24 protein-coding genes are annotated in these 26,414 nt (G+C 65.1%); 3 read left to right on the top strand and 21 right to left on the bottom strand.

The features are described 5' to 3' along the window. Positions 1-72: 72 nt before the first annotated feature. The 8 genes from ACQR07_RS18530 to ACQR07_RS18495 form a co-directional block, all read right to left on the bottom strand. Positions 73-570 (bottom strand): TlpA family protein disulfide reductase, encoded by a 498-nt coding sequence (locus tag ACQR07_RS18530; RefSeq protein WP_434903654.1) that lies wholly within the window; start codon positions 568-570, stop codon positions 73-75. Continuing rightward, entirely contained in the window at positions 567-1,793 is a 1,227-nt protein-coding gene (locus ACQR07_RS18525; RefSeq protein ID WP_434903653.1) for a sialidase family protein, read from the bottom strand. The genes ACQR07_RS18530 and ACQR07_RS18525 overlap by 4 nt, the downstream gene beginning before the upstream one ends. An 11-nt stretch (positions 1,794-1,804) precedes the next feature. Then, a complete protein-coding gene (locus ACQR07_RS18520; RefSeq protein WP_434903652.1) occupies positions 1,805-4,198 on the bottom strand; it encodes a TonB-dependent receptor domain-containing protein in 2,394 nt (797 codons plus the stop codon). Between the two features lie 94 nt (positions 4,199-4,292). Beyond that, positions 4,293-4,736, bottom strand: a complete 444-nt coding sequence (locus tag ACQR07_RS18515; RefSeq protein WP_434903651.1) for a DUF2946 family protein — start codon at positions 4,734-4,736, stop codon at positions 4,293-4,295. Then, a complete protein-coding gene (locus tag ACQR07_RS18510) occupies positions 4,733-5,518 on the bottom strand; it encodes a DJ-1/PfpI family protein (protein WP_434903650.1) in 786 nt (261 codons plus the stop codon). The genes ACQR07_RS18515 and ACQR07_RS18510 overlap by 4 nt, the downstream gene beginning before the upstream one ends. A 28-nt stretch (positions 5,519-5,546) precedes the next feature. Next, positions 5,547-6,053 carry a copper chaperone PCu(A)C gene (locus ACQR07_RS18505; protein WP_434903649.1) on the bottom strand — a complete coding sequence of 169 codons (507 nt, stop codon included), beginning with the start codon at positions 6,051-6,053 and terminating at the stop codon, positions 5,547-5,549. A gap of 140 nt (positions 6,054-6,193) precedes the next feature. After that, positions 6,194-6,556 carry a DUF2946 family protein gene (locus ACQR07_RS18500; protein WP_434903648.1) on the bottom strand — a complete coding sequence of 121 codons (363 nt, stop codon included), beginning with the start codon at positions 6,554-6,556 and terminating at the stop codon, positions 6,194-6,196. A gap of 550 nt (positions 6,557-7,106) precedes the next feature. Next, positions 7,107-7,949, bottom strand: a complete 843-nt coding sequence (locus ACQR07_RS18495) for a metallophosphoesterase family protein (RefSeq protein WP_434903647.1) — start codon at positions 7,947-7,949, stop codon at positions 7,107-7,109. 212 nt (positions 7,950-8,161) lie between these two features. On the opposite strand from ACQR07_RS18495, the gene ACQR07_RS18490 reads away from it, so the two are divergent. From ACQR07_RS18490 to ACQR07_RS18480, 3 genes are read left to right on the top strand one after another with little or no spacing between them, the layout of a single operon-like run. Further along, positions 8,162-9,196 carry a sugar ABC transporter substrate-binding protein gene (locus ACQR07_RS18490; RefSeq protein WP_434903646.1) on the top strand — a complete coding sequence of 345 codons (1,035 nt, stop codon included), beginning with the start codon at positions 8,162-8,164 and terminating at the stop codon, positions 9,194-9,196. 10 nt (positions 9,197-9,206) lie between these two features. After that, the gene (locus ACQR07_RS18485; protein ID WP_434903645.1) at positions 9,207-10,712 is read left to right on the top strand and encodes a sugar ABC transporter ATP-binding protein; all 1,506 of its coding nucleotides are present in this window, start codon (positions 9,207-9,209) and stop codon (positions 10,710-10,712) included. A gap of 10 nt (positions 10,713-10,722) precedes the next feature. Continuing rightward, on the top strand, positions 10,723-11,760 hold the full coding sequence (locus tag ACQR07_RS18480) for an ABC transporter permease (RefSeq protein WP_434903644.1): 1,038 nt from the start codon (positions 10,723-10,725) through the stop codon (positions 11,758-11,760). Between the two features lie 254 nt (positions 11,761-12,014). Here ACQR07_RS18480 and mtnK read toward each other — a convergent pair whose 3' ends face one another. The 13 genes from mtnK to nuoG all read right to left on the bottom strand — a co-directional run bounded on the left by mtnK (position 12,015) and on the right by nuoG (position 26,354). After that, positions 12,015-13,316: an S-methyl-5-thioribose kinase gene (gene mtnK / locus ACQR07_RS18475; RefSeq protein ID WP_434903643.1), complete on the bottom strand. Its 1,302-nt coding sequence runs from the start codon at positions 13,314-13,316 to the stop codon at positions 12,015-12,017. 100 nt (positions 13,317-13,416) lie between these two features. After that, the gene (locus tag ACQR07_RS18470) at positions 13,417-13,692 is read right to left on the bottom strand and encodes a DUF1467 family protein (protein WP_434903642.1); all 276 of its coding nucleotides are present in this window, start codon (positions 13,690-13,692) and stop codon (positions 13,417-13,419) included. Positions 13,693-13,707: 15 nt separating this feature from the next. Then, positions 13,708-14,112: a methylmalonyl-CoA epimerase gene (gene mce / locus ACQR07_RS18465; RefSeq protein ID WP_434833332.1), complete on the bottom strand. Its 405-nt coding sequence runs from the start codon at positions 14,110-14,112 to the stop codon at positions 13,708-13,710. Positions 14,113-14,168: 56 nt separating this feature from the next. Beyond that, positions 14,169-15,839, bottom strand: coding sequence for a ribonuclease J (locus ACQR07_RS18460; protein ID WP_434903641.1), 1,671 nt, complete (start codon positions 15,837-15,839; stop codon positions 14,169-14,171). Further along, entirely contained in the window at positions 15,840-16,646 is an 807-nt protein-coding gene (locus ACQR07_RS18455) for a biotin--[acetyl-CoA-carboxylase] ligase (RefSeq protein WP_434903640.1), read from the bottom strand. Then, entirely contained in the window at positions 16,647-18,074 is a 1,428-nt protein-coding gene (gene nuoN / locus ACQR07_RS18450; protein ID WP_434903639.1) for an NADH-quinone oxidoreductase subunit NuoN, read from the bottom strand. A gap of 28 nt (positions 18,075-18,102) precedes the next feature. Further along, positions 18,103-19,611 carry an NADH-quinone oxidoreductase subunit M gene (locus tag ACQR07_RS18445; RefSeq protein WP_434903638.1) on the bottom strand — a complete coding sequence of 503 codons (1,509 nt, stop codon included), beginning with the start codon at positions 19,609-19,611 and terminating at the stop codon, positions 18,103-18,105. After that, a complete protein-coding gene (gene nuoL / locus ACQR07_RS18440; RefSeq protein ID WP_434903637.1) occupies positions 19,608-21,689 on the bottom strand; it encodes an NADH-quinone oxidoreductase subunit L in 2,082 nt (693 codons plus the stop codon). Before nuoL ends, ACQR07_RS18445 begins: the two co-directional genes overlap by 4 nt. A 65-nt stretch (positions 21,690-21,754) precedes the next feature. Beyond that, on the bottom strand, positions 21,755-22,063 hold the full coding sequence (gene nuoK, locus ACQR07_RS18435; RefSeq protein WP_006611001.1) for an NADH-quinone oxidoreductase subunit NuoK: 309 nt from the start codon (positions 22,061-22,063) through the stop codon (positions 21,755-21,757). Next, the gene (locus ACQR07_RS18430) at positions 22,060-22,698 is read right to left on the bottom strand and encodes an NADH-quinone oxidoreductase subunit J (RefSeq protein WP_015666525.1); all 639 of its coding nucleotides are present in this window, start codon (positions 22,696-22,698) and stop codon (positions 22,060-22,062) included. The genes nuoK and ACQR07_RS18430 overlap by 4 nt, the downstream gene beginning before the upstream one ends. Before the next feature lie 9 nt (positions 22,699-22,707). Next, positions 22,708-23,196, bottom strand: a complete 489-nt coding sequence (gene nuoI / locus ACQR07_RS18425) for an NADH-quinone oxidoreductase subunit NuoI (RefSeq protein WP_006611003.1) — start codon at positions 23,194-23,196, stop codon at positions 22,708-22,710. Positions 23,197-23,203: 7 nt separating this feature from the next. Continuing rightward, complete coding sequence (gene nuoH, locus ACQR07_RS18420) at positions 23,204-24,274, bottom strand: NADH-quinone oxidoreductase subunit NuoH (RefSeq protein ID WP_434903636.1); 1,071 nt, start codon at positions 24,272-24,274, stop codon at positions 23,204-23,206. A gap of 10 nt (positions 24,275-24,284) precedes the next feature. Further along, a complete protein-coding gene (gene nuoG / locus ACQR07_RS18415) occupies positions 24,285-26,354 on the bottom strand; it encodes an NADH-quinone oxidoreductase subunit NuoG (protein ID WP_434903635.1) in 2,070 nt (689 codons plus the stop codon). Between the last annotated feature and the right edge of the window lie 60 nt (positions 26,355-26,414).

The following is a 26,414-nucleotide window of genomic DNA, read 5'->3' as shown; positions in this document are numbered from 1 at the left end:
ATGAACGGCGGACGGTGGCCCCGTCGGCCCCGGCCGCGACGATTGCGGCCGGCCTGGCTCGTTACGGACGCGCTATTGCCGCCGCGCGTGTTCCGAGGACCACTTGTCGAGATCGCTGATCTCGGCGCTGCCTTCGATCGTCTCCACCTTGCCGTCTCCCGTCACCAGCATGGTGCGAGGAATGTCGCCTTGCCAGGACGGGTCGATCTCGAACCGCAGACGTTCGACAAAGCCGTCGTTGAAGATGAAGTTCTCCGCGGCAGCCAGGCCGGCCTTGTCCAGCATGGACTGGGTCGCAGCGTTGAGGTTCGGCACGAGGTCGGCGCTGACCGTGACGACGTCGATCTCGGGATGATCCGCCATGAACTTGCCGAGCTGCGGCAGCTCGATCTTGCATGGGCCGCACGTCACGCCCCAGAAATGGATCAGGGTCGGACGGCCCGCATGGGCGCGCAGCACCTCCCGCCAGGAGCCGCGTTCGAACGGCTTCAGCGAGGGCGGCGCCGCCGTGCTCGAGGCCGTCAAGGCGATCAGGCTACCAAGGGCGAGGCCAAGCAAAACCCGTTTCATGACTCGTCTCCAATCGCCTGCAACCGATAGCCGTCCGCCTTGGTCATCCACGACAGAAACACCTGCCCACCCCGAGCGACCAGCAGCGGATGATCCGACGCGTTGTCCGTGCTGGCGACGGCGCGCGGCTTGGACCACGTCTGACCATCGTCCCGCGACTGCATGACCAGCACCGTGGTCCGTTCGCCGTCGAACTCCTTCCACGCCAGCGTCGTGGCATCCGGGGTTGCCAGCACGTAAGGCCGCGTCGGATTGCGGTCGGCCTGCCCGATGGCCATGGGCTCGGAGAACGTCCGTCCGCCGTCGCGCGAATGCGCATAGAACAGCCCCTTGCGGACCTTGCCGCTGGTGAACCAGGCTGCATGGTAGGTCCCGCCGGGCGCCACGGTCAGGCTCGGGCCCTGATGCGGACAAGCCTTGATCTGCCAGTCATCGGTGCTGACGCGATAGACCTCGCCGGGGGTTGCAAGGTCGGTGAACGTCACCACCGCATGATCGCGCACGCTGCCTTCGAAGATGTTGCGGAACATCACGACCGGACGACCCGGCCCGGCAAAGGCGAGGCCCAGCCTGCAGCATTCGCAGGTATTGTCCTGGGCCAGGGTGGCCTCGGCATAGGTGTCGCCGCCATCGCGCGACGTCGCGAAGAACAACCCGGCGCCCTCATAGGCGCGCCCGGCCGCCTTCGCCGGCGCACGGTTGCGCTTGTCGAGCCAGGCCACGAAGACCGTGCCGTCCTGGTCGAGCGCCAGCGCCTCGAAGCGCTGGCTCTCGTTGCTCGCGGTGATCGGACGGACGGCGGCGAAGCTTTTCCCGCCATCCTCGGATCGCGTGTACAGCACCTGGCCATTGAATGCCTGATCGCGGAAGATCGAGAACGCTACAGCCACGGTGCCCTTGCCGTCGACCACGACCTTGGGCCTGGCATCAGGTCCCCAGTCCAGATTGAGCGGCTGCTCGGTGACCGCCACCGGGTCGGCATAGGTCCGGCCGAAGTCGCTCGAGCTCGCCACCGACACGCGCCCGCCCGCCATCCAGGCCAGCCACAGCTTGCCGTCGGCGGCGACGAACGGCGTCACCTTGGTCGCACATCGCAGCTCGGTGCCGTCGCAGGCCGCATCCGAGCCATGCTGGTGGGCCATCTGGGCCTGAGCTGTGAGCGGAGAGAGCAAGGCCATCGTCAGACCGATGAAACCTCCGCGCAGCCATACAGACCTTGTCATGCTGGTCCTCCTCATCGGAATGCCACCTTCATACCCGCTACGAATGCGCGCGGTGAGCCCGCGTAGATCGTCCCGGTGGTCGCCACGTCCTGCACGCCGGACTTCATCGCATTCTGCACGTTGTTGGCCGAGGCGATGTAGGTGCGGTCGAACACGTTACGGACCTCGAAGAAGACGTTCAGCGACTTCAACGTCTCCGACACCAACTCGGTCTTATAGTGAACGTTCAGGTTAACCAGCTCGTAGCCGGGCGCTTTCAACAAATTCCCGTTGTCCATATAGAAGGAATCCTTCCATTGGACCTCGACGAAACCACCGAGCCCAGCCAGTCTCCCGCTGTCGTGATCGTAGCCGATCCGTGCGGTCAGTTCGTTCGGCGAGATGCCGGGTATCTTGTTGCCGGCACGGTTGAAGCTGAAGAGAGTCAACCCGCTCGCGAGGTTCTCGGTGTACTCGGTGTAGACTTGGTCGAGGTAGGTGTAGGCGGCGGTGAACCGCCAGCCCGGCAGAAACTGCCAATCTGCCGCCAGCTCGACGCCCTTGTGTTCCGAACGCGGCGCGTTGAAGGTATAGGACGCGTTCTGCGCGCCGGTGACGGCCTGGGTCAAGATCTCATTGCGGAAGAACTCGTAGAAGCCGGTCGCGCTGAGGGTCAAAGCCCGGTTCGGCGTCCAGTCGAAACCAACGTCGTAACCGAGATTGGCCTGCGACTGCAGCTGCGTGTTGTTGCCGAAGGCGCCGCTCGGCAGAACGAACAGGTTGGAGGCCTGCGGCGTCCCATAGCCGGTGGCGACGCGGGCTCGCAGCAGCCAGTCGCTGTTCACCCGGTAGAGCAGCGCCAGTTCGGGCGCGAGATTGTCGAACTGCCGGTCCGCGGTCGTGATCCCCGGCGGCGTCGAGCCGACCAGCGGATACCCGTAGGCCGCGTTCACGCCGCGAAGATGCGTACGTTCCCAGCCGAGCCCGGCGACCGCGGTCAAGGCGGCCGTCAGCTTGAGCTCCTCGCGCGCCCGCAGGCCATAATTGGTGGTCTCGCTCCAGGTGTTGCCCGAGAGCCGGCCAAGCGTGGCGTTGCCGCCGGGCATGACGAAGCGCGTATCGCTCGAGGCCGTGAGCGTGTTGTAGAACGCGCCGAAATAGGCCGTCGACTCCAGGCCGAAGATCTCGCCGCGCCGGGTGACGTCGCTCATGTAGTTGTAGGACGGAAAGTCGCCGATCGCGCTGGTCGATCCCGTGGGCTGGCTGATGTTGCGATCATCGAACACGAACTGGTTGCGCCAGGTGGTGTTGTTGTCGAAATCGTGCTCCCAACGTCCGCCCACGATGGTGCGGCGATCGTTGCGGCCAAGCCCGGCCTGCAGCGCAGTCTCCTGGTCGACCCCAGCGGCCGCGTTGAAGCCGTTCTTGTTGAGCCCGACGAGCGCGCAGCCGGCGGCCCTGGAGGCGAAGGTGGCGCAGCCCTGTTGATATGGGTTCTGATAGTATTGGTCGAGCGTGTAGCGCAGCGGCAGTCGCGTCACCAAGTCGTTGTTGATGATCTTGACCGTGAAGCGGTCGTCCGGCGTGACCTTCAAAGTCCCGAGGAAATTCACCGTCTGGGTGTTGAACCAGCCATTGCCGAGATAGCCGTCGCCACGCACGTCGCTGGTGAACAGCGAGCCTTCGAAATTGCCGACCTTCTTGCCGTAGGTCAGATAGTTGCTGAGATAGCCGAAGCTGCCGCCTTCACTGCCGATCTCCGCGCCATCGATACTGCCGCCCGGCCGGGTGCGGAAGTTGATCGCGCCGCCGGTCGCATAGTTGCCGTACAGCGCCGAGGACGGCCCGCGGATGACGTCGACCGCACCATAGGCATGGGGGTCGATGAGGTCGCTGCGCGACAGCCCGTCCGGCTGCGTGACCGGAAAGCCGTCGTCGAACAGCACGACGTTGCGGATGCCAAACCCGTTGCGGGCGTTGGAGCCGCGGATGGAGATGCCGAGGTCGCGCGGTCCGTTGCCTTGCTTCACCGAGACGCCGGGACTTTCACGCAGGATGTCGCCCACCGTGAAGGCCGGTCGGTCGTCGTAGCGGCTGCGATCGATCATGGTCGCCGTCTGGCCGGACGGCGCCTGGCTGAGCCGGTCACGGGCGTCGCTCGCGCCGGCAAGCCGGCCGGATGCGGCTGCGCCCTGCCCGGAGCTATTAGCCACCGACGCTGCCGGCGGCTTGGATGGGCGGGTGGTCAGCACAGCCGCGGGCGCAGCCGGCTTGCGCACGGCCCGCTGTGGCGCGGCGCGCGGTGCGTCGACGGTGACGGATGGCAATTCCCGCTCGGGCTGGGCGTGCGCGATAGTGGCCGGCTGCAACAACACGAGCTGCAGAGCGACCACACTCACGCCACCGAGGGCATGACGACGAAACATGTTTTGACTTCCCCAATGCCGGCTCCCATGGCCGGTCTTCCTGATCAGATGCCGCGTGGGCGCAAGCGCCTGCTGCTGGTTGTGATGGTCGTGGTCAGGACAGGGAGGGAGGCGCTCGAGGCTGCGTTTGCGTGCGGGCGAGGAGATGGATCAGGCCGAGTTCGCGCCCGCTCCATGCTATCCGCGCCCATCCGCGCGGCGGGGCTGCGTGGGTCGGAACGAGTGGCGTATCGAGGGCTGCTGCGGCGTGGACGACGCAGCACATGACGCAGTCCAGGCCGCAGGCCGCCCGGTCGCCGTCGGAATTCGTGGGCGCGCCGTCGATTTCGGCATGGCAGATCACGGCGCCGCCGAGCGAAGCGGCGGCTGCGAGCGTTGCCGCCGTCATTGCCGACGCCGCCACAGGCGCCAGAACCTGAATAATCAGGGCGAACAGAGCCAGCGGCAGACTGCGCAGTATCCATCGGCGCCGCCCATTGCCGCGGGCACGGCCAACGGGCTTGCGCAAACCATGAATGATCGCGCGGCAGGACCTCATGGGATGCCGAGCCTCGCACCGGCGGAACGTGATGCCTGCTCGGCCTGCCGGATCAGCGGGGCGCGCTGGGTCAGCACCGCGTTGGTGGCGTCCGCGCCGGCGCGCTCCGGCGAGCCGGCCGCAAAAGGCGGCTGTGGATCGTATTCGATCAGGAGCTGGATCCGCCTCGCAGTGTCTTCGCTGGTGAGCTTTGCAGCCAGCGCGAGGCCAAAGTCGATGCCGGCCGTGACGCCTCCCGCCGTGATGTGGTTGCGGTCCGCCACCACGCGATCCGCCACCATCGTCGCGCCCATCAGCGGCAGCAGATCGCGCACGTACCAATGCGAGGTGGCGTTGTAGCCCTTCAACAGGCCCGCAGCGCCCAGCAGCAGCGAGCCGGTACAAACGCTGGTGACAAAACGCGCCCGCTCGCCGCGCGCAGCGAGGAAATCGACGGTGCGCGGATCGTTCATGCCGTCAACGGTGCCCTTCAGTCCGCCCGGCACGAACAGCACGTCGAGCTCCGCCGGCGCCGTCTCGAAGCTGTGGGTCGGAGCCACGGGAATGCCGACGTCGGTCGTGACCGGCGCCATCGCAGCCGCCATCAGGCGGATATCGGCTTGCATGATGTTGAAGACGGTCAGCGGCCCCGTGAGATCGAGCAGGATCATGCCGGGATAGACCAGCAATCCGATGACGGGCTTGCCGGCAGAGTGCGCCGTCTGCTGGGCGCGAGCGCCCGGCAGCAGCAGGCCCGCGAGCGAGCCTGCCAGAAGAGACGAGTTGAAGGCGCGTCGGTCCATTGAAGGCACCCGCTCTCGGACAGCGGCGTTACATCTTGTGCTCGTGCTTCATCATGCTGCCGCCCTCGCCGCCCGGCGCCTTGGCACCGACCGCCTGCACGTCGAGCGTCACGGCCACCTTGCCGGCCTTCTCGAACTCGAGCGTGACCGGCAGCTTGTCGCCCTGCTTCAGCGGTCCCTTCAGCTCCATCAGCATCAGGTGATAGCCGCCGGGCGCCAGCGCCACGACCTTGCCCGGCTCGATGACGAGGCCCTTCTCGAGCGGACGCATCGTCATGACGCCATTGGTGACGGCCATCTCATGGACCTCGATTCGGCCAGCCACCTCGCCCGACGCGGCGACCAGACGATCGGGCGCGGCGCCCTTGTTTTCGATGGTCAGATAACCGGCGCCGGTCTTGGCTCCGCCCGGTGTCGCCCGGCTCCACGGCTGGCTGATGACGAGGTCACCTGCCTTCACGTCAGCAGCAAAGGCCGCGGGAGCGCCAGCCGATAGCAGAACGAGCGCGAGCAGAGAGCGTCTGAAGAACGTCATGTCGATAAATCCTCTCAATGGTCATTGGATGCGCCAGATCGACTCGTCGGCGCATCTCCCCCGCCGGACAAGGCAAGGCCGATGATGCAGATGGCTACTTCACATTTCACGGAAACAGCGGCCGCATGGCGGCCAACGCATCACAGCGGTGGTGGCGCTCTCGCCCGGGCGTGGGAAAATGCCCGCCCGACATGGACATCCGGCGCAGGCGCGCGCCAGACGATGTCCGAGACTGCGCGTTGCGAAAGGCCGATGGCGACCCTTGCCGGCGCATCCAGCGCGGTCGGCTGAGCCGCGCAGCACAGCGCACAGTCGCCCCGGACTTGCTTGGCCCGCGACTCATCATCAGCCGGGGAACCAGCCTGCCCGTGGCAGATCTCGATTCCGCGCAGAGGATCGGCGGCGGCCGCCGCGGCAGCCCATGCAGCACCGATCGGCGCCAGGATTTGCACCATGAGTGCAACCAGCACGATCGGAAGAAAAGCTTGCAGCCGCTGCCGCATCGATGCTCGCCAAATGAACGGAACCGTTGTGCCCGAGCGCGCGTCGAGAGTCGAGGTCGCAGAGAGCACAGTCAGGACATTTGGCCGGGCCGTCGCTGACCAAGAACGAGCACGGCGAGGTTCCGGGACCGTCCACGATCACGGTATTTCAGCACCTTGGCCGAAAAAGCGCGAGAGCAAAAGCGGCCAATTGCAAGCACTTACCGATCATTTCAGGAAGTGCGCGAAATTTGAACAATCGTTGCCGAAAAGGATGACAAACGCAAAAAGATCGTCTACGAATTCGGGCCTCAGGCTAACGCTTGCGGAAGTCTGGTGGTCCAAGTCTCGGGAGGAGCCCTGGCGCGCAACAAGCAGCGTCACCCCGCTTAACAAGATCAAATCTGAACTTGCGGGATATTTAAAGGGTCGACACAATTTCCGAGCAGGGCCCGCTGCCCTGCTCTATTTTTTTGAGCAAATATTGGGCAGCCAGCATGTCAGAGCAGACGGTACCGGTCTGCGCATGAATGCCACCTGAACACGCTTCCGATCTTCAGCCATCTGATGCTCACCTATCGACAGCTGACCTGAACGACGACAATGGCGCCCGCCAGCGCGGTTTCACGCGCGGCCACGGCAGCGTGACCGAAAGCGGCTCGCGCCCGGAAATGGTCCAACGCACCACGCCGTCGTCGATCTCCAACAGACCCGCAGCTTCGGCCGGCTCACCGGAGATGAACGTTTCGGTCAGCGATTGCAGGGTGAGGTGCGGCGTGCCGTCAACTGTCGTCAAAGTGCTCCAATGCACGTGCCCGGCAAGAGCGATGATGGGACACGGCGCCTGCGCGATCACGCCCCGGATGGAATCGATTTCGGCGTAGGTCGCGTGGCCGGGATTGCGCTCGAAGTAGAAATTGCCGGTCTGCGCATGGCCCGACAAGGGAACATGGCTGATCAGCAAGGTCGGACGCTCATCCGCCAGCAGCTGCCGGAGATCGGCGATGTCATCCGCGGCGAGATGAAGACCGCGCTCTCGCGTGAGTCTCACATCGGGCTGCCAGAATGCGCACCTGACATCGCCGATCACCAGCGCACGCGATCCCGTCGGCCGGCCCAGAATGACTTCGTTGTCGGCAAGGCTCAGCATGGCGACGTCATGGTTGCCGCTGACATGATGACGCGGCGCCGACAGCCTCGTGAATTGATCGGCGACCTCCTGCGCCAGCTTGCGATCGCGCTCGGGACTTTCATCCGATATGCGGTCGCCGAGCTCGATCACCGCATCGATCCGAACGGCATTGACCTCTGCGACAAAACGGCTCAGCAGCGGCATCGCCGCTGATCCCCGTTTGGTGGGCGTGTCCCGGCCGTGATGGATGTCGCCGATCACGGCGATGCGGGTCGAACTCAACTTGATCTCCTAGTGCGCAAGGCACATGCGCGTGACGCGCCGCCTAGCATCGCAACATCACAGCTTCCTGACATCGCGCGTGCAGCGCCACACATTCAGGATGCAGCGCACAACATGTCGCTGTAGCGAGATGCAAAGCGATGTGAAACAGTGTCGATCTTGGTAGCGCAATCAATGACGCCGCCAGACAACGATGGGACAGGGAGCACGGAATGTCCGGCACTGACAAAACGTCCAACAAAATCATCAACACGAGGCGCGATCTTCTCCAGGCGGCGACGGTCGCCGGCTCTGCGGCGGCGCTGCTCGCCGGTTTCGGAATCAATCCGGCCATGGCCGCTGAAATGGGCCGCTCTGAAAAGCCGCTCAAGGCTGCATTCTCCAACGCCGGCCTGCAGGCGACCTGGTGCGCCCAGGGCAAGCAGGCGGCGGAATGGTGGGGCAAGCTGCTCAACGTCGAAGTGACCTGGTTCGACGGCCAGCTCGACGCTGTGAAGCAGCGCGCGGCGATCGACAACATGGCGTCGCAGAAATGGGACTTCGTCGCGATCCAGGCGTTCGGCATCGGCACCCTGACGCAGCCCGTGCAGAAGATGATCGACGCGGGCATTCCCGTGATCGACATGGACACGCTGATCGCGCCGCTCGATCAGATCAACGTCCACTCGTTCCTCGCCCCCGACAACGAGTTCATGGGCGCCTCGGTGACCCAGGCGCTCGCGACCGCGATGGGCGGCAAGGGCAAGATCATCATGACCCAGGGCGCGCTCGGTCACACCGGCGCCCAGGGCCGCGCCAAGGGCTTCAACTCGGTCATCAAGCAGTTCCCGAACATCGAGGTGCTCGATACGCAGCCGGCCGATTGGGATGTCTCGAAGGCGGCACGCCTGTGGGAGACCTACCTGACGAAGTATCCGCAGATCGACGCGGCGTTCTTCCATAACGACGACATGGCGCTCGCGGCCTACAACATCATGAAGGCGCGCAACCGTACCAACATCCTGATCGGCGGCGTCGACGCCATGCCGCCGGCGATCCAGGCGGTCAGCGACGGCCGCATGTTCGCAACCGTCCGCAATCCATCCTGCCGCATCCATGGCGGCGCGATCGTCGCGGGTGTCGCCGCGGTCACGGCCGGCGAAAAGAGCGGCCAGGGCATTCCGAAGAGTGTGGTGACCGACGGCCCCGTCGTGACCAAAGCCAACGCCGCGGGCATGCAATGGATGGAGGATCACTTCCTGATCTGAAGTCTCTCCCATGTCGGACAGCCGCCCGCCTCTTCTGGAATTGCAGGACATCACCAAGTCGTTCGGCGGCGTCACCGCCTTGCGCGGCGTCGACTTCACGCTTCGCCCCGGCGAGATCCATGGTCTCGTCGGGGAGAACGGCGCCGGCAAGAGCACGCTGATGAAGATCATCGCCGGCGTGCACACCGGATTCTCCGGCCGTTTCCTGCTTGACGGCCGCGAGGTTCATTTCAACTCCGCGCGGGATGCCCGCGCGGCCGGCATCGCCATGGTGCATCAGGAGCTCAGTGTCGCCCCTGATCTCACCGTGGCCGAGAACGTGTTTCTCGGCAATCAGCCGACCAACGCGCTCGGCATCGTGCAGTGGCGACGCATGGCGCGCGAGGCCGCGGAGCAGCTTAAGCGACTCGGCATCGAGGCCGATCCGATGAGCCGCCTCGGCGACCTGCCGATCGGCGTGCAGCAGCTGATCGAGATCGCGCGCGTGCTGTTCTCCGGCGCGCGCATCATCATCCTGGACGAGCCGACCTCGGCGCTGTCGCCGCCGGAAGTCGAGCGGCTGTTTGCAGCCTTGCGGAAGCTGCGCGAAGAGGGCACCGGGATCATCTTCATCTCGCATTTCATCGAGGACATCCTGCTGATCTCCGACGAGGTCACGGTGTTCCGCAATGGCCGCAAGATCATGGAGACGCGCGCGGCCGACACCAGCAAGGCCGCGCTGATCGAGGCCATGATCGGCAAGGGCCGCGACGCGCTGGAGGACAGCTACACCCACGACATCACCCTGCCCGCGCCGCCGGCCGGCAAGCCGGTGGTGGTCGAAGCCGACGGCCTGTCGCTGGCGCGCAATCTCAAGCGCGTCTCGTTCTCGGTTCATGCCGGCGAGGTGCTCGGAATCTACGGCTTCATGGGCTGCGGCCAGCTCGAGCTGGCGCGGATCCTGTTCGGCAAGCTCGCCCCCGATGCGGGCGAGCTGCGCATCTCCGGCGAGCGCAACCGCTTCAAGAGCACGGCTGATGCGCGCCGCGCCGGCATCGCCTTCGTGCCGGAAAGCCGGCGCGACATGCTGTTCCTGCAGGAACCGGTCTACAAGAACGTCTCGATCAGCATCCTCGACCGCATCAATGCGGTGCTGCTGAAGCCCTCGCGCGAGCGCGAACTCGCGCGGCGCCAGGTCGAGCAGCTGCAGATCCGCCCCGCTGACGTCGAGATCGACCTCGGCCTGCTCTCCGGCGGCAACCAGCAGAAGGTGGCGCTCGCCAAATGGCTCAGCCATCCGCCGCGGCTCCTGGTGCTGTGCGAGCCGACCCGCGGCATGGATGTCGGCGCCAAGAGCGACGTGATCGGAATTGTCCGGCAGCTGCGCGACCAGGGCATCGCCGTGATCGTGCTATCAACCGAGCCGGAGACGGTGCTGTCGCTGGCCGACCGCGTCATCGTGCTCAAGCGCGGCGAGGTCGTGCGCGAATTCGCCGGCGAGACCATCAGCAAAGACCGTCTGCTCGAGGCGGCGTAAGGAGAATCTCATGGCGCATGGCGACACCGTTCCGATTCCGGAGGCGCAGCAGCAACGCGCGGGCGGCATCGGCTCGATGCTGCGCTCGCAGATGCGCAACATCGCCCCATTCCTGACGCTGATCTTTCTGAGCGCGTTTTTCGCGATCGCCTCGCCGTCGTTCGCGACCCTCGACAATGTCGGCAACATCCTGACCCAGGTCTCGGTGACCGGCATCATCGCAGTCGGCCTCACCTTCGTGATCCTGTGCGCCGAGATCGACCTGTCGATCGCGGCCATCGCCAACGTGACCGGCATCGCGGTGGCCTACTTCACCTTGCAGGAATCCTACGTCAACATCGCCAACGTACCGATGCCCGGCTTTGCCGCCATCCTGCTCGCGCTGGCGCTGTGCGCCCTGCTCGGCGTGGTCAATGCCTTCGGCCTGACGGTGATCGGCATCCCCTCCTTCATCATGACGCTCGCGATGATGCAGATCGCCGCCGGCGTGTCGGCGATGCTGGTGCGCGGCCAGATTGCCTACAAGGTCCCGCCCATCATCACCACGCTCGGCTCGGGCTCCGTCGCGGGCATCCCGTGGATCGTGATCGTCGCCGCCCTGATGCTGCTGCTGGGTCATCTCGTGCTGACCTACACGCGGTTCGGCCGCTACGTCTACATGGTCGGCGGCAACCGCGAAGCGGCTGAATATTCCGGCCTGAACGTGAAGCTCATCCTCGGCAGCGTGATGGTGATCTCGGCGGTCTGCTCCGGCATCGGCGGCATGCTCGGCGTGGCGCATTTCGGCAGCGCGCAGCAGAACGAGTTCGACACCTACCTGCTCGACTCGATCGCCGCCGTCGTGGTCGGCGGCACCAGCCTGTTCGGCGGCCGTGGCGGCATCGGCAACACCATCGTCGGCCTGTTCGTGCTCGGCGTCCTCAACAACGGCCTCGACCACGTCAACATCGACAGCTTCCTGAAGATCCTGATCCGCGGCCTGATCCTGCTGGCCGCACTGGTGATCAACGTCTACGCCCAGCGGCTGCGGGCAAAGGCGGCGGATTGAGCGGGATCCTGTAGGGTGGGCAAAGCCGCCGCCCGCAGGGCGGCAGCGTGCCCACCGTCCATCAACGCGTTCGTGCGCGAATGGTGGGCACGGCGCGCGAAAGAGCCAAGCCTGGCTGACACATCGTGCCGCGCCTTTGCCCACCCTACGCGGCGTCTTCCGTCATTGCGAGCGCAGCGAAGCAATCCAGGGTTACGCGCTCGATTCTGGATCGATTCGTCGCTGCGCTCCTCGCAATGACGAGAGCTTCGACATCAGAACTCCGGCTGCCATTCTCGCAGTTCGCGTGCAGCCTTCGTCACCGCATCGATCGACGTGAACGATGCCGTCTCGGTCATCAGCCTTCGCGCCAGCCGCAGCGCCCTTGCCTCGCACACCGCGCGCTGCTTCGCATCTTCGATCAGCTCGAAGTCGATGTTGTGCGCGAGACCAAGGATGCGGCGGATGATCTTGGCGGCCGTGAAGCCGACGGCATCCTGGAACAGCCTCGCCATGTATGCCTGGCGCTCCGTCTCCAGCCGCGCGGCGCCCGCGTCGCCGGGGAATAGCGACAGCGGATAGGCATCTCCGGTCGCCTCGCTGCGCCAGAGCGCGAGGAATTTGCCCGCGAACCCGTTCCAGACCTGATCGACCGTGCCCAGCACCCAGCCCTCGAAGGCCTGCCTGTCACCCGGGGTCCGCTCGTGACCGGCCGAGGCAAAGTACGCCATCAGCAGGTTGGCCAGGACGGCGCCGACGTCAAAACCCATCGGACCGTAGAAGGCGAATTCCGGATCGATCACCTTGGTCTCGGTGTCCGTCACCATGATCGAGCCCGTGTGCAGGTCGCCATGGATCAGCGCCTCGGCGCTCGACATGAACTTCAGCTTCAGCCGGGAGATCGCGACGTGCAGATCGAGATCGGCGCGGATGTCGGCCGCGGTCGCGTCCAGCCATGGTGATGTCCAGCGGTTCTGCTCGGCGACCCGATACGGATCGGTGAAGATCAGGTCCTCCGTGATCTTGCACAGCGCATGGTTGCCGGCGAAGCTCGCGATGGCCTCCTTCTTCTCCGCAGCCGACAGCGCAAGATCGGACGAGAAGAACAAGGTCCGCGCCATGAACGTCGTGATGTGATCGACGAAGGCCGGATAGATCGTGCCTGCCACCATGCCCTTGCGCATGATGATGTGAGGCTCCAGCAGCTCCATCGCGGTCAGCGCCAAAGCGGCATCGTGATGCACGATCGCAGGCACCGACGCCGGCGCCAGCCGGGCCTGATGCGAGAGCGCGAGATGCTCATAATGCGCGCGGGACAGCGGCAGCGGCCAGCTCTCACCGACGAGCCGCACGTAGGGCAACGCCTGTTTCACGGCGAGACCGCCTGTCGTCCCCTTGACGATGAAGACGAGGTTGAGATTGCCGTCGCCCACCTCCACAATGGTCCAGCGCTCGGCCGGTCCACCGAGTTGCCCGGCCACTGCCGGTATCGCGGCGAGATAGAGGCGAAGATCCGCCTCGTTCAGAATGCGATAACCCGATGGTGTCTGCTGCCGAGCGGCGGCCGATGTCGTCACGCGCAACCTCCCTGTCGATCTCGTTTCGCTCCCTATAGCAAAAAAGCCGACGCGCGTCCGCGCATCGGCTTCGGGATGGCTGTTGTGCGATGCAAGCGGACTAGAACGGCATCCCCATCAGTCTGGACAGCCGCTCGATGTTGAGATAGCCGGCCTGATAGGCCATCAGGCCCAGGCCGAAGATGACGGCCGACAGCAGCGTCGTCCAGATCAGGCGGCGGCCCATCAGACTGATGGTCGGTGCGCCCGGATCGGTGCCGGGCGCAACGCCGCCCGTCTCATGCTGACTGCGCACGCCGAACGGCAGGATCACGAACAGGGTCACCCACCACAGGACGAAGTAGATCGCGAGCCAGGTTGAGATCGTATAGGCCATGATCGTGCCGATGCCTCAGGCCTGCTCGATCTCGACGAGCGCGCCGGAAAAATCCTTCGGATGCAGGAACAGCACGGGCTTGCCGTGCGCACCGATTTTCGGCTGGCCATCCCCGAGCACCCGGGCGCCCTCCTTGATCAGCGTGTCGCGCGAGGCGATGATGTCGGCCACCTCGTAGCAGACGTGATGGATGCCGCCATCGGCATTGCGTTCGAGAAATTTGGCGATCGGCGAGGCCTCGCCGAGCGGCTGGATGAACTCGATCTTGGTGTTGGGCAATGTGACGAACACGGTGATGACGCCGTGCTCGGGCAGCGGCACCGCGGCTGAGATCTCCGCGCCGAATGCCGCGCCATAGATCTTGGCGGCCTTCTCGGCGTCCTTGACAGCGATGGCGACGTGGTTGAGCCGGCCCAGCATGACTTCCTCCACTCTTCTTTCGGCCGTTCGATCGGCGCGCGTCAGACGACCAACACTCAGACTTCCAGCACGTGGACGATGCAGATCGGCTTTTTGCCCCACTGCTCGTTCACGGTCGAGCGAACCGCCCGCCGCACCGATTCCGCGGCAGCATCGGGATCGCGCTTCCGCGCCCGCGGCAGACCTTCGAAAGTCGAGACCACGGCATCGAACACGATGTCGTCCATCTCCTCTCCGGCAGCATTCTTCTCGGGAATGCCGACCATGTCGACCTCGGGATCGTCGGCCAGCTCGCCCTTTTCGGTGATGGCCAGCGCCACGAAGATGCAGCCGGCAAAGCTGATCTTGCGGCGCTCGACGACGGCGCGCGACTTCGAATCCTCAAGGATGTTGCCGTCCTTGTAGAGGCGTCCTGACGGCAGCTGGTCGATGATCCCGGGATCTCCAGGGCCGAGCTTGACGAGGTCACCGTTGCGGCAGGTGATCACCTTCGGCACGCCGCAGGCGCGCGCCAGCTGCGCGTGCTCGTGCAGGTGCAGCGCTTCGCCATGCACCGGGATCAGGAGCTGAGGCCGCGTCCAGGCGATCATGTCGCGCAGCTCGTCGCGACGCGGATGGCCGGAGACATGAACCAGATGATTGCGATCGGTGATGATCTCGATGCCCTGCTGCACCAGGCCGTTGATGACGGCGCCGACCGCCTTCTCATTGCCGGGGATGGTGCGCGAGGAGAAGATGACGGTGTCGCCCTTGTTCAACGTGACCAGCGGATGATCGTCATTGGCGATACGCGCCAGCGCGGCGCGTGCTTCGCCCTGGCTGCCGGTGCACAGCGCCAGCACCTTGTCGGCCGGGAAATGACCGTACATATCCATGCCGCGGAAATTCTGCACGCCGTCGAGATAGCCGGTCTCGCGCGCGACCTGGACCACGCGCTCCATGGCGCGGCCGACGATGACGACCTCGCGCTCGGCCTCGCGCGCAGCTTCGGCGACAGCGCGGATGCGGGCGACGTTCGAGGCGAAGGTGGTGACGGCGACGCGGCCCTTGGCTTCCTTGACGAGGGCTGCGATCGTCTTGGCGACCTCCGCCTCGGACGGCGAGCGTCCCTCGCGCACGGCGTTGGTGGAATCGCCGATCAGCGCGAGCAGCCCGGCATCGCCGAGCTCGCGCAGACGCTTCTCGTCGGTCGGCGCACCCAGCACCGGCGTCGGATCGATCTTCCAGTCGCCGGTATGCAGGACGGTGCCGACCTCGGTGTGGATGGCGAGCGCATGCGATTCCGGAATCGAATGCGCGACCGGGATGAACTCGACATTGAATGGCCCGATGTCGACGCGGCCGCCCGATGGGATCACCTTGACCGGGATCTTGGCCGGCAGCCGTTCGGCCTCGCACTTCGCCTCGAACAGCGCGGCACTGAACTTGGTCGCGTAGATCGGACATTTCAGCCGCGGCCAGAGATCGATGATGGCGCCGAAATGGTCCTCATGCGCGTGCGTCAGCACCAGGCCGACGAGGTTCTTGCCCTCCTTCTCCAGGAAAGCGACGTCGGGCATGATCAGGTCGATGCCCGGCAAGTGCTCCTCGTCGCCGAACGAGACGCCGAGATCGATCGCAAGCCAGGAGCGCTGGTGGCGATTGCCGAGGCCGTAGATCGACAGGTTCATGCCGATCTCGCCGACGCCGCCGAGCGGCGCAAATGTCAATTCGTCCGGACGCGCCATCTAGACCGCTCCCTTGGATGCAACCGAGCCGAAATGAACATCACCGGCCGTGATCGGCTCCAATCGTCCCTCCGCGGTCCGCACCAGCATACAACCCTGTTCGTCGATCGTGTCGAAAATCCCCTCGATGATAGCATGTCCGGACCTGATGGCGACCGGCTGGCCGAGGCCCGCCGCGCGCTCGAGCCACAACTTGCGGATATCACCGAAGCCGCGGCCCTCGTTCCAGATGCCGACATACTCGACCCAGCTGTCGGACAGCGCGGAGAACAGATCCTCGGCGCTGACCTCGACCCCGAGATCCCGCAGCGAGACCGCAGGTGTCGGGGTATCGGTCGGCGCTGCTACCACATTGGTGCCGATGCCGGCCACGACCGCCAGCCCGCCGGCCACCTGCTCCGCCTCGAGCAGCATGCCGACGATCTTGCGACCGCCGGCGAGCACGTCATTCGGCCACTTCACCTCGAAATCGAGCGCTGAACTGCCGCCGGTCCGCAGCACCGCCTCCCGGCTCACTTGGCGCAGCGCGCTCGAGATCGCGAGGCCGGCAGCGAAGCCGAGCGTGGCGGCGACGGCCGGTCCGACGTTCAGCACTTCGAGCACTGACGAGGCCAAGTTGCCGCGCGGCGCGATCCATGGCCGCTGGCGACGGCCACGCCCGGCGGTCTGCTCCGTGGTGACGAACCAGCACGCCTTGGCTTCCTGCCGAGCGCCGGCCATAGCCTCGATATTGGTCGAGCCGGCCTGATCGAAGACGACGAGCCCGTAACCGCTGGCAGCGGCACGGGCCCCGAGCGCAAACGACATCTAGAACAGCGACTTCGCCGCGGCCGCGGCGGCGCTGACCAGCGGGCCGGGATAGGCGAAGAACAGGATGTTGAAGATGCCGGAGATGGCGAGCACGGTGCGCAGCTCGATCCGGACAGGATCGAGCGTGGCGAGAGGCTCGTCGAAATACATCGTCTTGACGATCAGAAGGTAGTAGTAGGCGCCGACCACGCTGGTGAGGACACCGATCACCGACAGCGTGAACAGGCCGCCCTTGATCGCGGCGACGAACACGTACCACTTGGCGAAGAAGCCCGCGAGCGGCGGCACGCCGGCCAGCGAGAACAGCAGCATCGCGAAGAAGAACGCGAGCAGCGGGTTGGTCCGCGACAGGCCAGAGAAATCGCTGATCTTCTCGAACGACTGGCCGTTGCGCTTGATCGCCATGATTACGGCGAACGAGCCCAGCGTCATCGCGACGTAGATCGCGATGTAGGTCAGCACGCCCTGCGCGCCCTCCACCGTGCCGGCGGCGAGGCCGACCAGCGCGAAGCCCATGTGGCCGATCGACGAATAAGCCATCAGGCGCTTGATGTTGGTCTGGCCGATCGCGGCGAACGAGCCGAGCGCCATCGAGGCGATCGAGACGAACACGATGATCTGCTGCCACTGGAAGGTGATGCCGGGAAACGCCGTCAGCGCGACGCGCGCGAACACGGCAATCGCCGCGACCTTCGGTGCGGAGGCGAAGAACGCCGTGACCGGGGTCGGCGCGCCCTCATAGACATCAGGCGTCCACATGTGGAACGGCACCGCCGAGACCTTAAAGCACATGCCGGCGAACAGGAAGACGAGGCCGAAGATGATGCCAACGCTGCCGGTCTTGGTGGCCGCGGCAATCCCGGCAAAGCTCACCGTGCCGGTGAAGCCGTAGATCAGCGAGGCGCCGTAAAGCAGCATGCCGGACGACAGCGCGCCGAGCACGAAGTACTTCAGGCCGGCTTCGGTCGACTTGACGTTGTCGCGATGGCTGGCGGCGACGACGTAGAGCGCCAGCGACATCAGCTCGAGGCCGAGATAGAGCGTGATCAGGTCGCCGGCCGAGATCAGGACCAGCATGCCCAAGGTCGAAAGCAGCACCAGGATCGCATATTCGAAGATGCGGCGGTCCGGCTTCGACAGGAACTCCGCCGACATGATCAGCGTCGCGGCAGAGCCGATGATCGCCAGGATCTTCAGGAAGCGCGCGTAACTGTCGGCGATGAAGCTGCCGCCAAAGGCCTGACCGCCAGGCTGTCTCAGCACGAGGATGCCGACCACGATCAGCAGCGCGACGGCGAGGCCGGTGACGACCCCCGTCGTACCCTGCCCGCGAAACGCGCCCAGCATCAACAGCGCCATGGCCCCCAAGGCCAGCAGCAGCTCCGGCAGCACCACCCAAAGCTGAGGCCCAAGATTCTCGATCATCGTCTCTGTCCCGACCCCTGGGGTCTCATCATTGGAGCAGCGCGGCGGCCTTCACGGCCGTCACGGCGGTATTGTAGTTGGTCACGAGCTGCTGCACCGAGGCCGCCGACATGTCCAGGATCGGCTTCGGATAGACGCCGAACAGGATGGTCAGCGCCACCAGCGGAAACAGGATCACACCTTCACGGAAGGTGAGGTCCTTGATGCTCGCGAGCGACGGCTTGGTCAGCGCGCCGAACACCACCTTGCGGTACAGCCACAGCGCATAGCCGGCCGAGAGGATGACACCGAACGTCGCGAAGAACGCCGTCGGGATCGACACCTTGAAGGTGCCGAGCAAGGTCATGAACTCGCCGACGAAGCCGGAGGTGCCGGGCAGGCCGACATTGGCCATGGTGAACACCATGAACACTAGCGCATAGACCGGCATCCGGTTGACGAGGCCGCCGTAGGCCGCGATCTCGCGGGTGTGCATGCGGTCGTAGACGACGCCGACGCAGAGGAACAGTGCGCCCGAGACGATGCCGTGCGAGATCATCTGGAACACGCCGCCGGCGACACCCTGCATGGTGCCGGCGAAGATGCCCATCGTGACGAAGCCCATATGCGCCACCGACGAGTAGGCAATGAGCTTCTTGATGTCCTCCTGCATCAGCGCGACCAGCGAGGTGTAGATGATCGCGATCGCCGACAGCGTGAACACCAGCGGCGCGAAATCGTGCGAGGCCAGCGGGAACATCGGCAGCGAGAAGCGCAGGAAGCCGTAGCCGCCCATCTTCAGCAGGATCGCCGCCAGGATCACCGAGCCCGCCGTTGGCGCCTCGACGTGCGCGTCCGGCAGCCAGGTATGAACAGGCCACATCGGCATCTTCACCGCGAAGGACGCGAAGAAGGCCAGCCAAGCCCAGGTCTGCAGGTTGCGCGGCACCGCCGTGTGCATCAGCGTCGGGATGTCCGTGGTCCCTGCGTTCCAGTACAGCGCCATGATGGCGAGCAGCATCAGGACCGAGCCGAGCAAGGTGTAGAGGAAGAACTTGAACGACGCGTAGACCCGGCGCGGACCGCCCCAGACGCCGATGATCAGGAACATCGGGATCAGGCCGCCCTCGAAGAACAGGTAGAACAGCACGAGGTCGAGCGCCGAGAAGGTACCGACCATCAGCGTTTCCAGGATCAGGAACGCCATCATGTATTCGCGCAGCCGGTTGGTCACCGACTTCCAGCTCGCGATGATGCAGAACGGCATCAGGGCGGTGGTCAGGATGACGAACGGCAGCGAGATGCCATCGACGCCCATGTGGTAGCTGATGCCGGCCGCCAGCCAGTTCTTCTTCTCGACGAACTGGAAGTCGGTCAGGTTGGGGTCGAAGCGCAGCACCAGGATCACCGACACCGCGAAGGTGATCAGCGTGGTCCACAGCGCGATCCAGCGCGCGTTGCGGCGGGCAGCCTCGTCGTCGCCGCGCACCAGATAGATCAGCAGCGCACCGACGACGGGCAGGAAGGTGACGACGGAGAGAATTGGCCAGGTGGTCATTGCTGGCCCCCCATGAACATGAACCAGGTGATCAGGCCGGCGACGCCGATCAGCATGGCAAAGGCATAGTGATAGAGATAACCGGTCTGGATCTTGACGACGTTGCGCGTGACGTCGAGCACCCGCGCCGAGACACCATCCGGACCGAAGCCGTCGATGACGAGACCGTCGCCCTTCTTCCAGAGGAAGCGGCCGAGCCACTTCGCCGGACGGACGAAGATGAGGTCATAGAGCTCGTCGAAGTACCACTTGTTGAGCAGGAATTTGTAGAGCAGCGGCTGCTGCGCGGCGAGCTCCTCCGGCAGGTACGGACGGCTGACGTAGAACAGCCAGGACATGAAGAAGCCCCCGACCATCATCGCAAACGGCAACAGGCCGAGCCAGAACGGCATGTGCTCCATGTCTTCCAGGATGTGCGGATTCATCTTCAGCGACTCGCCGAAGAACTCCTCGACACCGTGCGGATGAACGAAGAAGCCCTTGAAGAGGACACCTGCCAGGACCGAGCCCGCAGCGAGCGCGCCGATCGGGATCAGCATCCAGATCGGGCTCTCATGCGCGGCGTCGTAGTGATGCTGGTCGTGCGGCGTGCCGAAGAAGGTCTTGAACACCAGGCGCCAGGAGTAGAACGAGGTCAGCCCGGCCGCGACGATCGTGAGGAAGTAGGCATAGGTCGCGAACGGATTGTGCGCGGCATAGGCAGCCTCGATGATCGCGTCCTTGGAATAGAAGCCGGCGAAGCCCGGGAAGCCGGTCAGCGCCAGGGTGCCGACCGTCATCACCGCGAAGGTATACGGGATCTTCTTCCACAGGCCGCCCATGTTGCGGATGTCCTGCTCGTGGTGCATCGCATAGATCACCGAGCCGGAGCCCAAGAACAGCAGCGCCTTGAAGAAGGCGTGCGTGAACAAATGGAACATGCCGACCGAATAGGCCCCTGCTCCCATCGCCACGAACATGTAGCCGAGCTGCGAGCAGGTCGAATAGGCGACGATGCGCTTGATGTCGTTCTGCACGAGGCCGACGGTCGCGGCGAAGAACGCCGTGGTGGCGCCGAAGAACATCACGACGGCCTGCGCGTTCGGCGCCAGCTCGAACAGCGGCGACAGGCGCGCCACCATGAACACGCCGGCGGTTACCATGGTCGCGGCGTGGATGAGCGCCGAGACCGGGGTCGGACCTTCCATCGCGTCCGGCAGCCAGGTGTGCAGCAGGAACTGCGCCGACTTGCCCATCGCGCCCATGAACAGCAGCAGGCAGGTGAGCGTCAGCGCATCCGCATGCCAGCCGAGGAAGTTGATGGTCGTCTTGCCGGCGATGCTCGGTGCGGCGGCGAAGATGGTCTCGAAGTCGGTCGACTTCGTCAGCAGGAAGATTGCGAAGATTCCCAGCGCGAAGCCGAAGTCACCGACGCGGTTGACGACGAAGGCCTTGATCGCCGCAGCGTTCGCCGACGGCTTCTGGAACCAGAAGCCGATCAGCAGGTAGCTGGCGAGACCGACGCCTTCCCAGCCGAAGAACAGCTGCACCAGATTGTTCGCAGTCACCAGCATCAGCATGGCGAAGGTGAACAGCGAGAGATAGGCGAAGAAGCGCGGACGGTTCGGATCCTCGTCCATGTAGCCGATCGAGTAGAGATGCACGAGCGACGACACGCTGGTCACCACGACCAGCATCACCGCCGTCAGCGTGTCGACGCGCAGCGACCAGGCGACCTGCAGCTCGCCGGAGTTGATCCAGGGCAGCAGCTCCTTCACCCCGGCCTCGTGGTGCATGAAGCCGACGCTGACCAGCATCGCCCAGGACAGTGCTGCCGAGACGAACAGCAGCGCGGTGGTGATCGCCTGCGCGGCCCAGGTGCCGGCCGCCGGCGGCTCCGCGACATGGTGATCGTCGTGACCGCCGTGGCCGTGGTCGTCATGCGCATGGGCGTGCGCGTCGGCGGCGCCGTGGCCATGGCCGTCGTGATGATGCTCGACCTCGTCGCCGCTCGGATGGCGCGCATGCGCCCCGAGCAGCGCGATCAGGCCGGCCAGGATGGCGCCCAGCAGCGGCAGAAAGACAATGGCCTGGATCATTCGCCCGTTCCCTTACGCATGACCTTGCCGGCGAGCCGGCCCCCACTTGTGCGGTTCATGCGCCCTTAGCCCTTCATCAGATTGACGTCTTCGACCGCGATCGAGCCGCGGTTGCGGAAGTAGACCACCAGCACGGCAAGACCGATCGCAGCCTCCGCCGCCGCCACCGTCAGCACCAGCAGCGCGAACACCTGGCCGACGATGTCGCCGAGGAAGGTCGAGAACGCCACCAGGTTGATGTTGACCGCGAGCAGGATCAGCTCGACCGACATCAGGATGACGATGATGTTCTTGCGGTTCAGGAAGATGCCGAGGATGCCGAGCGTGAACAGCATCGCGGCCACCGCGAGGTAATGTCCCAGTCCGATGGTCATTTCACCCACTCCGCGGCGTCCGTGTCCTGCAGCCCCTGCCCGACCGCGACCTTGCGGACGGCCATCGCCATCTCCGGCGTGCGGGCGTTCTGGACGTTGATGTCCTGGCGCTTGACGCTGGCCTTGTGGCGGAGCGTCAGCACGATCGCGCCGATCATCGCCACCAGCAGGATCATGCCCGACAGCTGGAAGTAATGAATGTACTTCGTATACAGCACGAGGCCGAGCGCCTCGGTGTTGGTGACGTTGGTCGGGATCGCCGCCGTGATCGCCTTCGGCGTCGTCGGGTTGATGACCCAGTAGGACACGGTCAGCAGCAGCTCGAACAGGAAGATGCCACCGATCACGAGACCGATCGGCATGTACTGCAGGAAGCCCTCGCGCAGCTCGGTGAAATCGACGTCGAGCATCATGATCACGAACAGGAACAGCACCGCGACCGCGCCGACATAGACGACGACCAGGATCATCGCCAGGAACTCGGCGCCCATCAGCACGAACAGGCCGGAGGCGTTCACGAAGGCGAGGATCAGGTAGAGCACCGAGTGAACGGGGTTCTTCGAGACGATGACCATCACGGCCGAGGCCACGCAGACCGCCGCGAACAGGTAGAAGAAGAGCGCAGGAAGGATCATCGGACGGCCTCAGCGGTACGGCGCGTCGAGCGCGATGGCTTTGGAGATTTCGCGCTCCCAGCGGTCGCCGTTCGCGAGCAGCTTGGCCTTGTCATAGTACAGCTCCTCGCGGGTCTCGGTCGCGAACTCGAAGTTCGGTCCCTCGACGATGGCGTCGACCGGGCAGGCTTCCTGGCACAGGCCGCAATAGATGCACTTCACCATGTCGATGTCGTAGCGCACCGTGCGGCGGGTGCCGTCGTTGCGGCGCGGACCGGCCTCGATCGTGATCGCCTGCGCCGGGCAGACGGCCTCGCACAGCTTGCAGGCGATGCAGCGCTCTTCGCCATTGGGATAGCGGCGCAGCGCATGCTCGCCGCGGAAACGCGGCGAGATCGGGCCCTTCTCGAACGGGTAGTTCAGGGTCGGCTTGGGCTGGAAGAAGTAGCGCATCGCGAGGAAGAACGCGGAGACGAACTCCTGCAGTAGCAGCGACCGTGCGGTGGCGGAGATGTTCATGACAGCCTCATTTCGGCGCGATGCCGGCGAATTGCAGCACGCCCGCGACGATCACCACCATGGCCAGCGACAGCGGAAGGAACACTTTCCAGCCGAGTCGCATCAATTGGTCGTAGCGGTAGCGCGGCACGATCGCTTTCGCCATCGCGATCAGGAAGAACATGAAGAACAGCTTGAGCGCGAACCAGATCACGCCCGGCACCCAGTTGAAGGGCGGCAGGTCGATCGGCGGCAGCCAGCCCCCTAAGAACAGGATCGTCGCCAGCGCGCACATCGTGGTGATCGCGACGTATTCGCCGAGCATGAACAGCAGGTACGGGGTCGAGCCGTACTCCACCATGAAGCCGGCGACGAGCTCCGACTCGGCTTCCACGAGGTCGAATGGCGGACGGTTGGTCTCGGCGAGCGCCGAGACGTAGAACACCACGAACATCGGGAACAGCGGCCAGACGTACCAGTTCAGAATCGTCAGCTGCGGCAGGCCGATCAGGCTGGCGAGCCCGCGGGCGTGCTGCGCCTCGACCACCCCCGAGAGGTTCAAGGTGCCAGCGCAGAGCAGCACGGTGATGATCACGAAGCCGATCGAGACCTCGTACGACACCATCTGCGCCGCCGAGCGCAGCGCCGCCAGGAACGGGTATTTCGAGTTCGACGACCAGCCGGCCATGATGATGCCGTAGATCGACAGCGACGAGATCGCGAAGATGAAGAGGATGCCGACATTGATGTCGGCGATCGCCCAGCCGAGATTGGTCGGGATCACCGCCCAGGCCGCCAGCGCCAGCACGCAGGACACCAGCGGTGCGAGCAGGAAGACGCCCTTGTTGGCGCCGGCCGGAATGATCGGCTCCTTGAGCACGAACTTCAGCAGGTCGGCGAACGACTGGAACAGGCCCCACGGCCCGACCACATTGGGACCCCTGCGGATCTGCACCGCCGCCCAGATCTTGCGGTCCGCCAGCAGGATGTAGGCGATCGCGACCAGGAGGACGACGAGGAGCAGCACGCTCTGCGCGATCATGATGATCAGCGGCCAGAGGAAACCGGTCCAGAATGAGCTCGCGAAGAAATCAGCCATCAGGTCACGCTCACTCCGCTGCCGTCAGCATCTGCCCGGAGGCCAGGCGGGAGCATTCCGCCATGACCGCCGACGCGCGTGCGATCGGGTTGGTGAGATAGAAATCATTGATGACAGGCTTGAACGGCGCCTTCTCGAGGCTGCCGCCCTTGCCTGCCAGGGTCTTGATGTCGGCGATCTTGCCGGCCTCGATCTGGTCGATGCGGCCGAGATGCGGCACCGCCTTGACGATCTCGGCACGCAGCGCCGCAAGTGAGTCATAGCCGAGCTTGCGGCCGAGCACGTCGGACAATGCGCGAATGATCGCCCAGTCCTCGCGCGCCTCGCCCGGCGGGAACGACGCCCGGCCAGCGATCTGCACCCGGCCCTCGGTGTTGACGTAGAGCCCGGACTTCTCGGTGTAGGCCGCGCCCGGCAGGATGACGTCGGCGCGGTGCGCGCCGCGGTCGCCATGGGTGCCAATGTAGACGACGAACGCACCCTCGGGCACCTCGACCTCGTCGGCGGCAAGCAGGAACATCGCATCCATGGTGCCGAAGGTCGTCATCTGCGCGGCCGTGAGACCGGTGCCGTTGAAGCCGATGTCGAGCGCGCCGACGCGAGAGGCGGTGTCGTGCAGCACGGCAAAGCCGTTCCAGTCGTCACGCACGGCGTTGACGTCCATCGCGATCTTGGCGGCGAGCGCCAGAATCGCGCCGCCGTCGTGACGCGCGGCGGCGCCAGCACCGACCAGCACGATCGGGTTCTTTGCGTTGCGGAACGTCGTCGCGAAGGAATGCTTGCCGGCGGCGACGTCGCTCAGCGAGTCCGTGCCGGCGCCGATGTGCTCATAGGCATAGGTGAGATCGACCTTCGGGCCGACCACGCCGACCTTGAGCTGGCCCGAGCGCCAGCGCTTGCGGATGCGGGCGTTGAGAACAGCGGCTTCCTTGCGCGGATTGGCGCCGATGATCAGGATCGCATCGGCCTGCTCGATGCCGGCGATGGTCGGATTGAACAGATAGGACGCGCGGCCGAGCTTGGTGTCGAAGCTGTCACCGCCCTGCACGGCGACGTTGGTCGAGCCGAGCTTGGCGAGCAGATCCTTCAGCGCATACATCTCCTCGACCGCTGCGAGATCGCCGGCGATGGCGCCGATGCGCTTGCCGTCGATCCGCGCCAGCTTGGTCGCGATCGCCTTGAACGCCTCCTGCCATGACGCCGGGCGCAGCTTGCCCTCCTCGCGCACGTAGGGACGATCGAGTCGCTGCGTGCGCAGGCCGTCGACGACATGGCGGGTCTTGTCGGAGATCCACTCCTCGTTCACGGAGTCGTTGATGCGCGGCAGGATGCGCATCACCTCGCGGCCGCGGGTGTCGACCCGGATCGCCGAGCCCACGCCGTCCATGACGTCGATCGACTGCGTCTTGCCGAGCTCCCAGGGACGCGCGGCGAAGGCGTAGGGCTTCGAGGTCAGCGCGCCCACGGGGCAGATATCGACCAGGTTGCCCTGCAGCTCCGAGCTCAGCGCCTGCTCGAGATAGGTCGTGATCTCCATGTCCTCGCCACGGCCGATCGCGCCCATCTCCGGCACGCCGCACACTTCCGCGGAGAAGCGGACGCAGCGCGTGCACTGGATGCAGCGGGTCATCGAGGTCTTGACCAGCGCGCCGAGATACTTGTCCTCGACGGCGCGCTTGTTCTCGGCGTAGCGGCTGGTGTCGACACCATAGCCCATCGCCTGGTCCTGCAGGTCGCACTCGCCACCCTGGTCGCAGATCGGGCAGTCCAGCGGATGGTTGATCAGAAGGAATTCCATCACGCCTTCGCGTGCCTTCTTGACCATCGGCGATCGCGTCGAGATCTCCGGCGGCTCGCCCTTCGGGCCCGGACGGCAGTCGCGCACGCCCCAGGCGCAGCTCGCCACCGGCTTCGGTCCGCCCTTCACTTCGACGAGGCACATCCGGCAGTTGCCGGCGATCGACAGCCGCTCATGATAGCAGAAGCGCGGAATCTCGGCGCCCGCCGCCTCGCACGCCTGCAGCAGCGTGTACTCCGCCGGCACATCGATCTCTTTGCCATCGATGATGATCTTGGTCATTGCCTCACATCTCTCTCAAACCACGGACCACCGCGCTGCGCGCCGTGAGGGCGCAAGCGC

The organism is Bradyrhizobium sp. HKCCYLS20291 (assembly GCF_051167715.1).
Classification (GTDB): domain Bacteria; phylum Pseudomonadota; class Alphaproteobacteria; order Rhizobiales; family Xanthobacteraceae; genus Bradyrhizobium.
This window is presented reverse-complemented; position numbering and strand designations above follow the sequence as displayed.

Bases quoted from the DNA above. Each gene is read 5' to 3' on its own strand.
- ACQR07_RS18530 (WP_434903654.1), bottom strand. From the start codon at position 570: ATGAAACGGGTTTTGCTTGGCCTCGCCCTTGGTAGCCTGATCGCCTTG.
- ACQR07_RS18525 (WP_434903653.1), bottom strand. From the start codon at position 1,793: ATGACAAGGTCTGTATGGCTGCGCGGAGGTTTCATCGGTCTGACGATG.
- ACQR07_RS18520 (WP_434903652.1), bottom strand. From the start codon at position 4,198: ATGTTTCGTCGTCATGCCCTCGGTGGCGTGAGTGTGGTCGCTCTGCAG.
- ACQR07_RS18515 (WP_434903651.1), bottom strand. From the start codon at position 4,736: ATGAGGTCCTGCCGCGCGATCATTCATGGTTTGCGCAAGCCCGTTGGC.
- ACQR07_RS18510 (WP_434903650.1), bottom strand. From the start codon at position 5,518: ATGGACCGACGCGCCTTCAACTCGTCTCTTCTGGCAGGCTCGCTCGCG.
- ACQR07_RS18505 (WP_434903649.1), bottom strand. From the start codon at position 6,053: ATGACGTTCTTCAGACGCTCTCTGCTCGCGCTCGTTCTGCTATCGGCT.
- ACQR07_RS18500 (WP_434903648.1), bottom strand. From the start codon at position 6,556: ATGCGGCAGCGGCTGCAAGCTTTTCTTCCGATCGTGCTGGTTGCACTC.
- ACQR07_RS18490 (WP_434903646.1), top strand. From the start codon at position 8,162: ATGTCCGGCACTGACAAAACGTCCAACAAAATCATCAACACGAGGCGC.
- ACQR07_RS18485 (WP_434903645.1), top strand. From the start codon at position 9,207: ATGTCGGACAGCCGCCCGCCTCTTCTGGAATTGCAGGACATCACCAAG.
- ACQR07_RS18480 (WP_434903644.1), top strand. From the start codon at position 10,723: ATGGCGCATGGCGACACCGTTCCGATTCCGGAGGCGCAGCAGCAACGC.
- ACQR07_RS18470 (WP_434903642.1), bottom strand. From the start codon at position 13,692: ATGGCCTATACGATCTCAACCTGGCTCGCGATCTACTTCGTCCTGTGG.
- mce (WP_434833332.1), bottom strand. From the start codon at position 14,112: ATGCTGGGCCGGCTCAACCACGTCGCCATCGCTGTCAAGGACGCCGAG.
- ACQR07_RS18460 (WP_434903641.1), bottom strand. From the start codon at position 15,839: ATGGCGCGTCCGGACGAATTGACATTTGCGCCGCTCGGCGGCGTCGGC.
- ACQR07_RS18455 (WP_434903640.1), bottom strand. From the start codon at position 16,646: ATGTCGTTTGCGCTCGGGGCCCGTGCCGCTGCCAGCGGTTACGGGCTC.
- nuoN (WP_434903639.1), bottom strand. From the start codon at position 18,074: ATGATCGAGAATCTTGGGCCTCAGCTTTGGGTGGTGCTGCCGGAGCTG.
- ACQR07_RS18445 (WP_434903638.1), bottom strand. From the start codon at position 19,611: ATGACCACCTGGCCAATTCTCTCCGTCGTCACCTTCCTGCCCGTCGTC.
- nuoL (WP_434903637.1), bottom strand. From the start codon at position 21,689: ATGATCCAGGCCATTGTCTTTCTGCCGCTGCTGGGCGCCATCCTGGCC.
- nuoK (WP_006611001.1), bottom strand. From the start codon at position 22,063: ATGACCATCGGACTGGGACATTACCTCGCGGTGGCCGCGATGCTGTTC.
- ACQR07_RS18430 (WP_015666525.1), bottom strand. From the start codon at position 22,698: ATGATCCTTCCTGCGCTCTTCTTCTACCTGTTCGCGGCGGTCTGCGTG.
- nuoI (WP_006611003.1), bottom strand. From the start codon at position 23,196: ATGAACATCTCCGCCACCGCACGGTCGCTGCTACTGCAGGAGTTCGTC.
- nuoH (WP_434903636.1), bottom strand. From the start codon at position 24,274: ATGGCTGATTTCTTCGCGAGCTCATTCTGGACCGGTTTCCTCTGGCCG.
- nuoG (WP_434903635.1), bottom strand. From the start codon at position 26,354: ATGACCAAGATCATCATCGATGGCAAAGAGATCGATGTGCCGGCGGAG.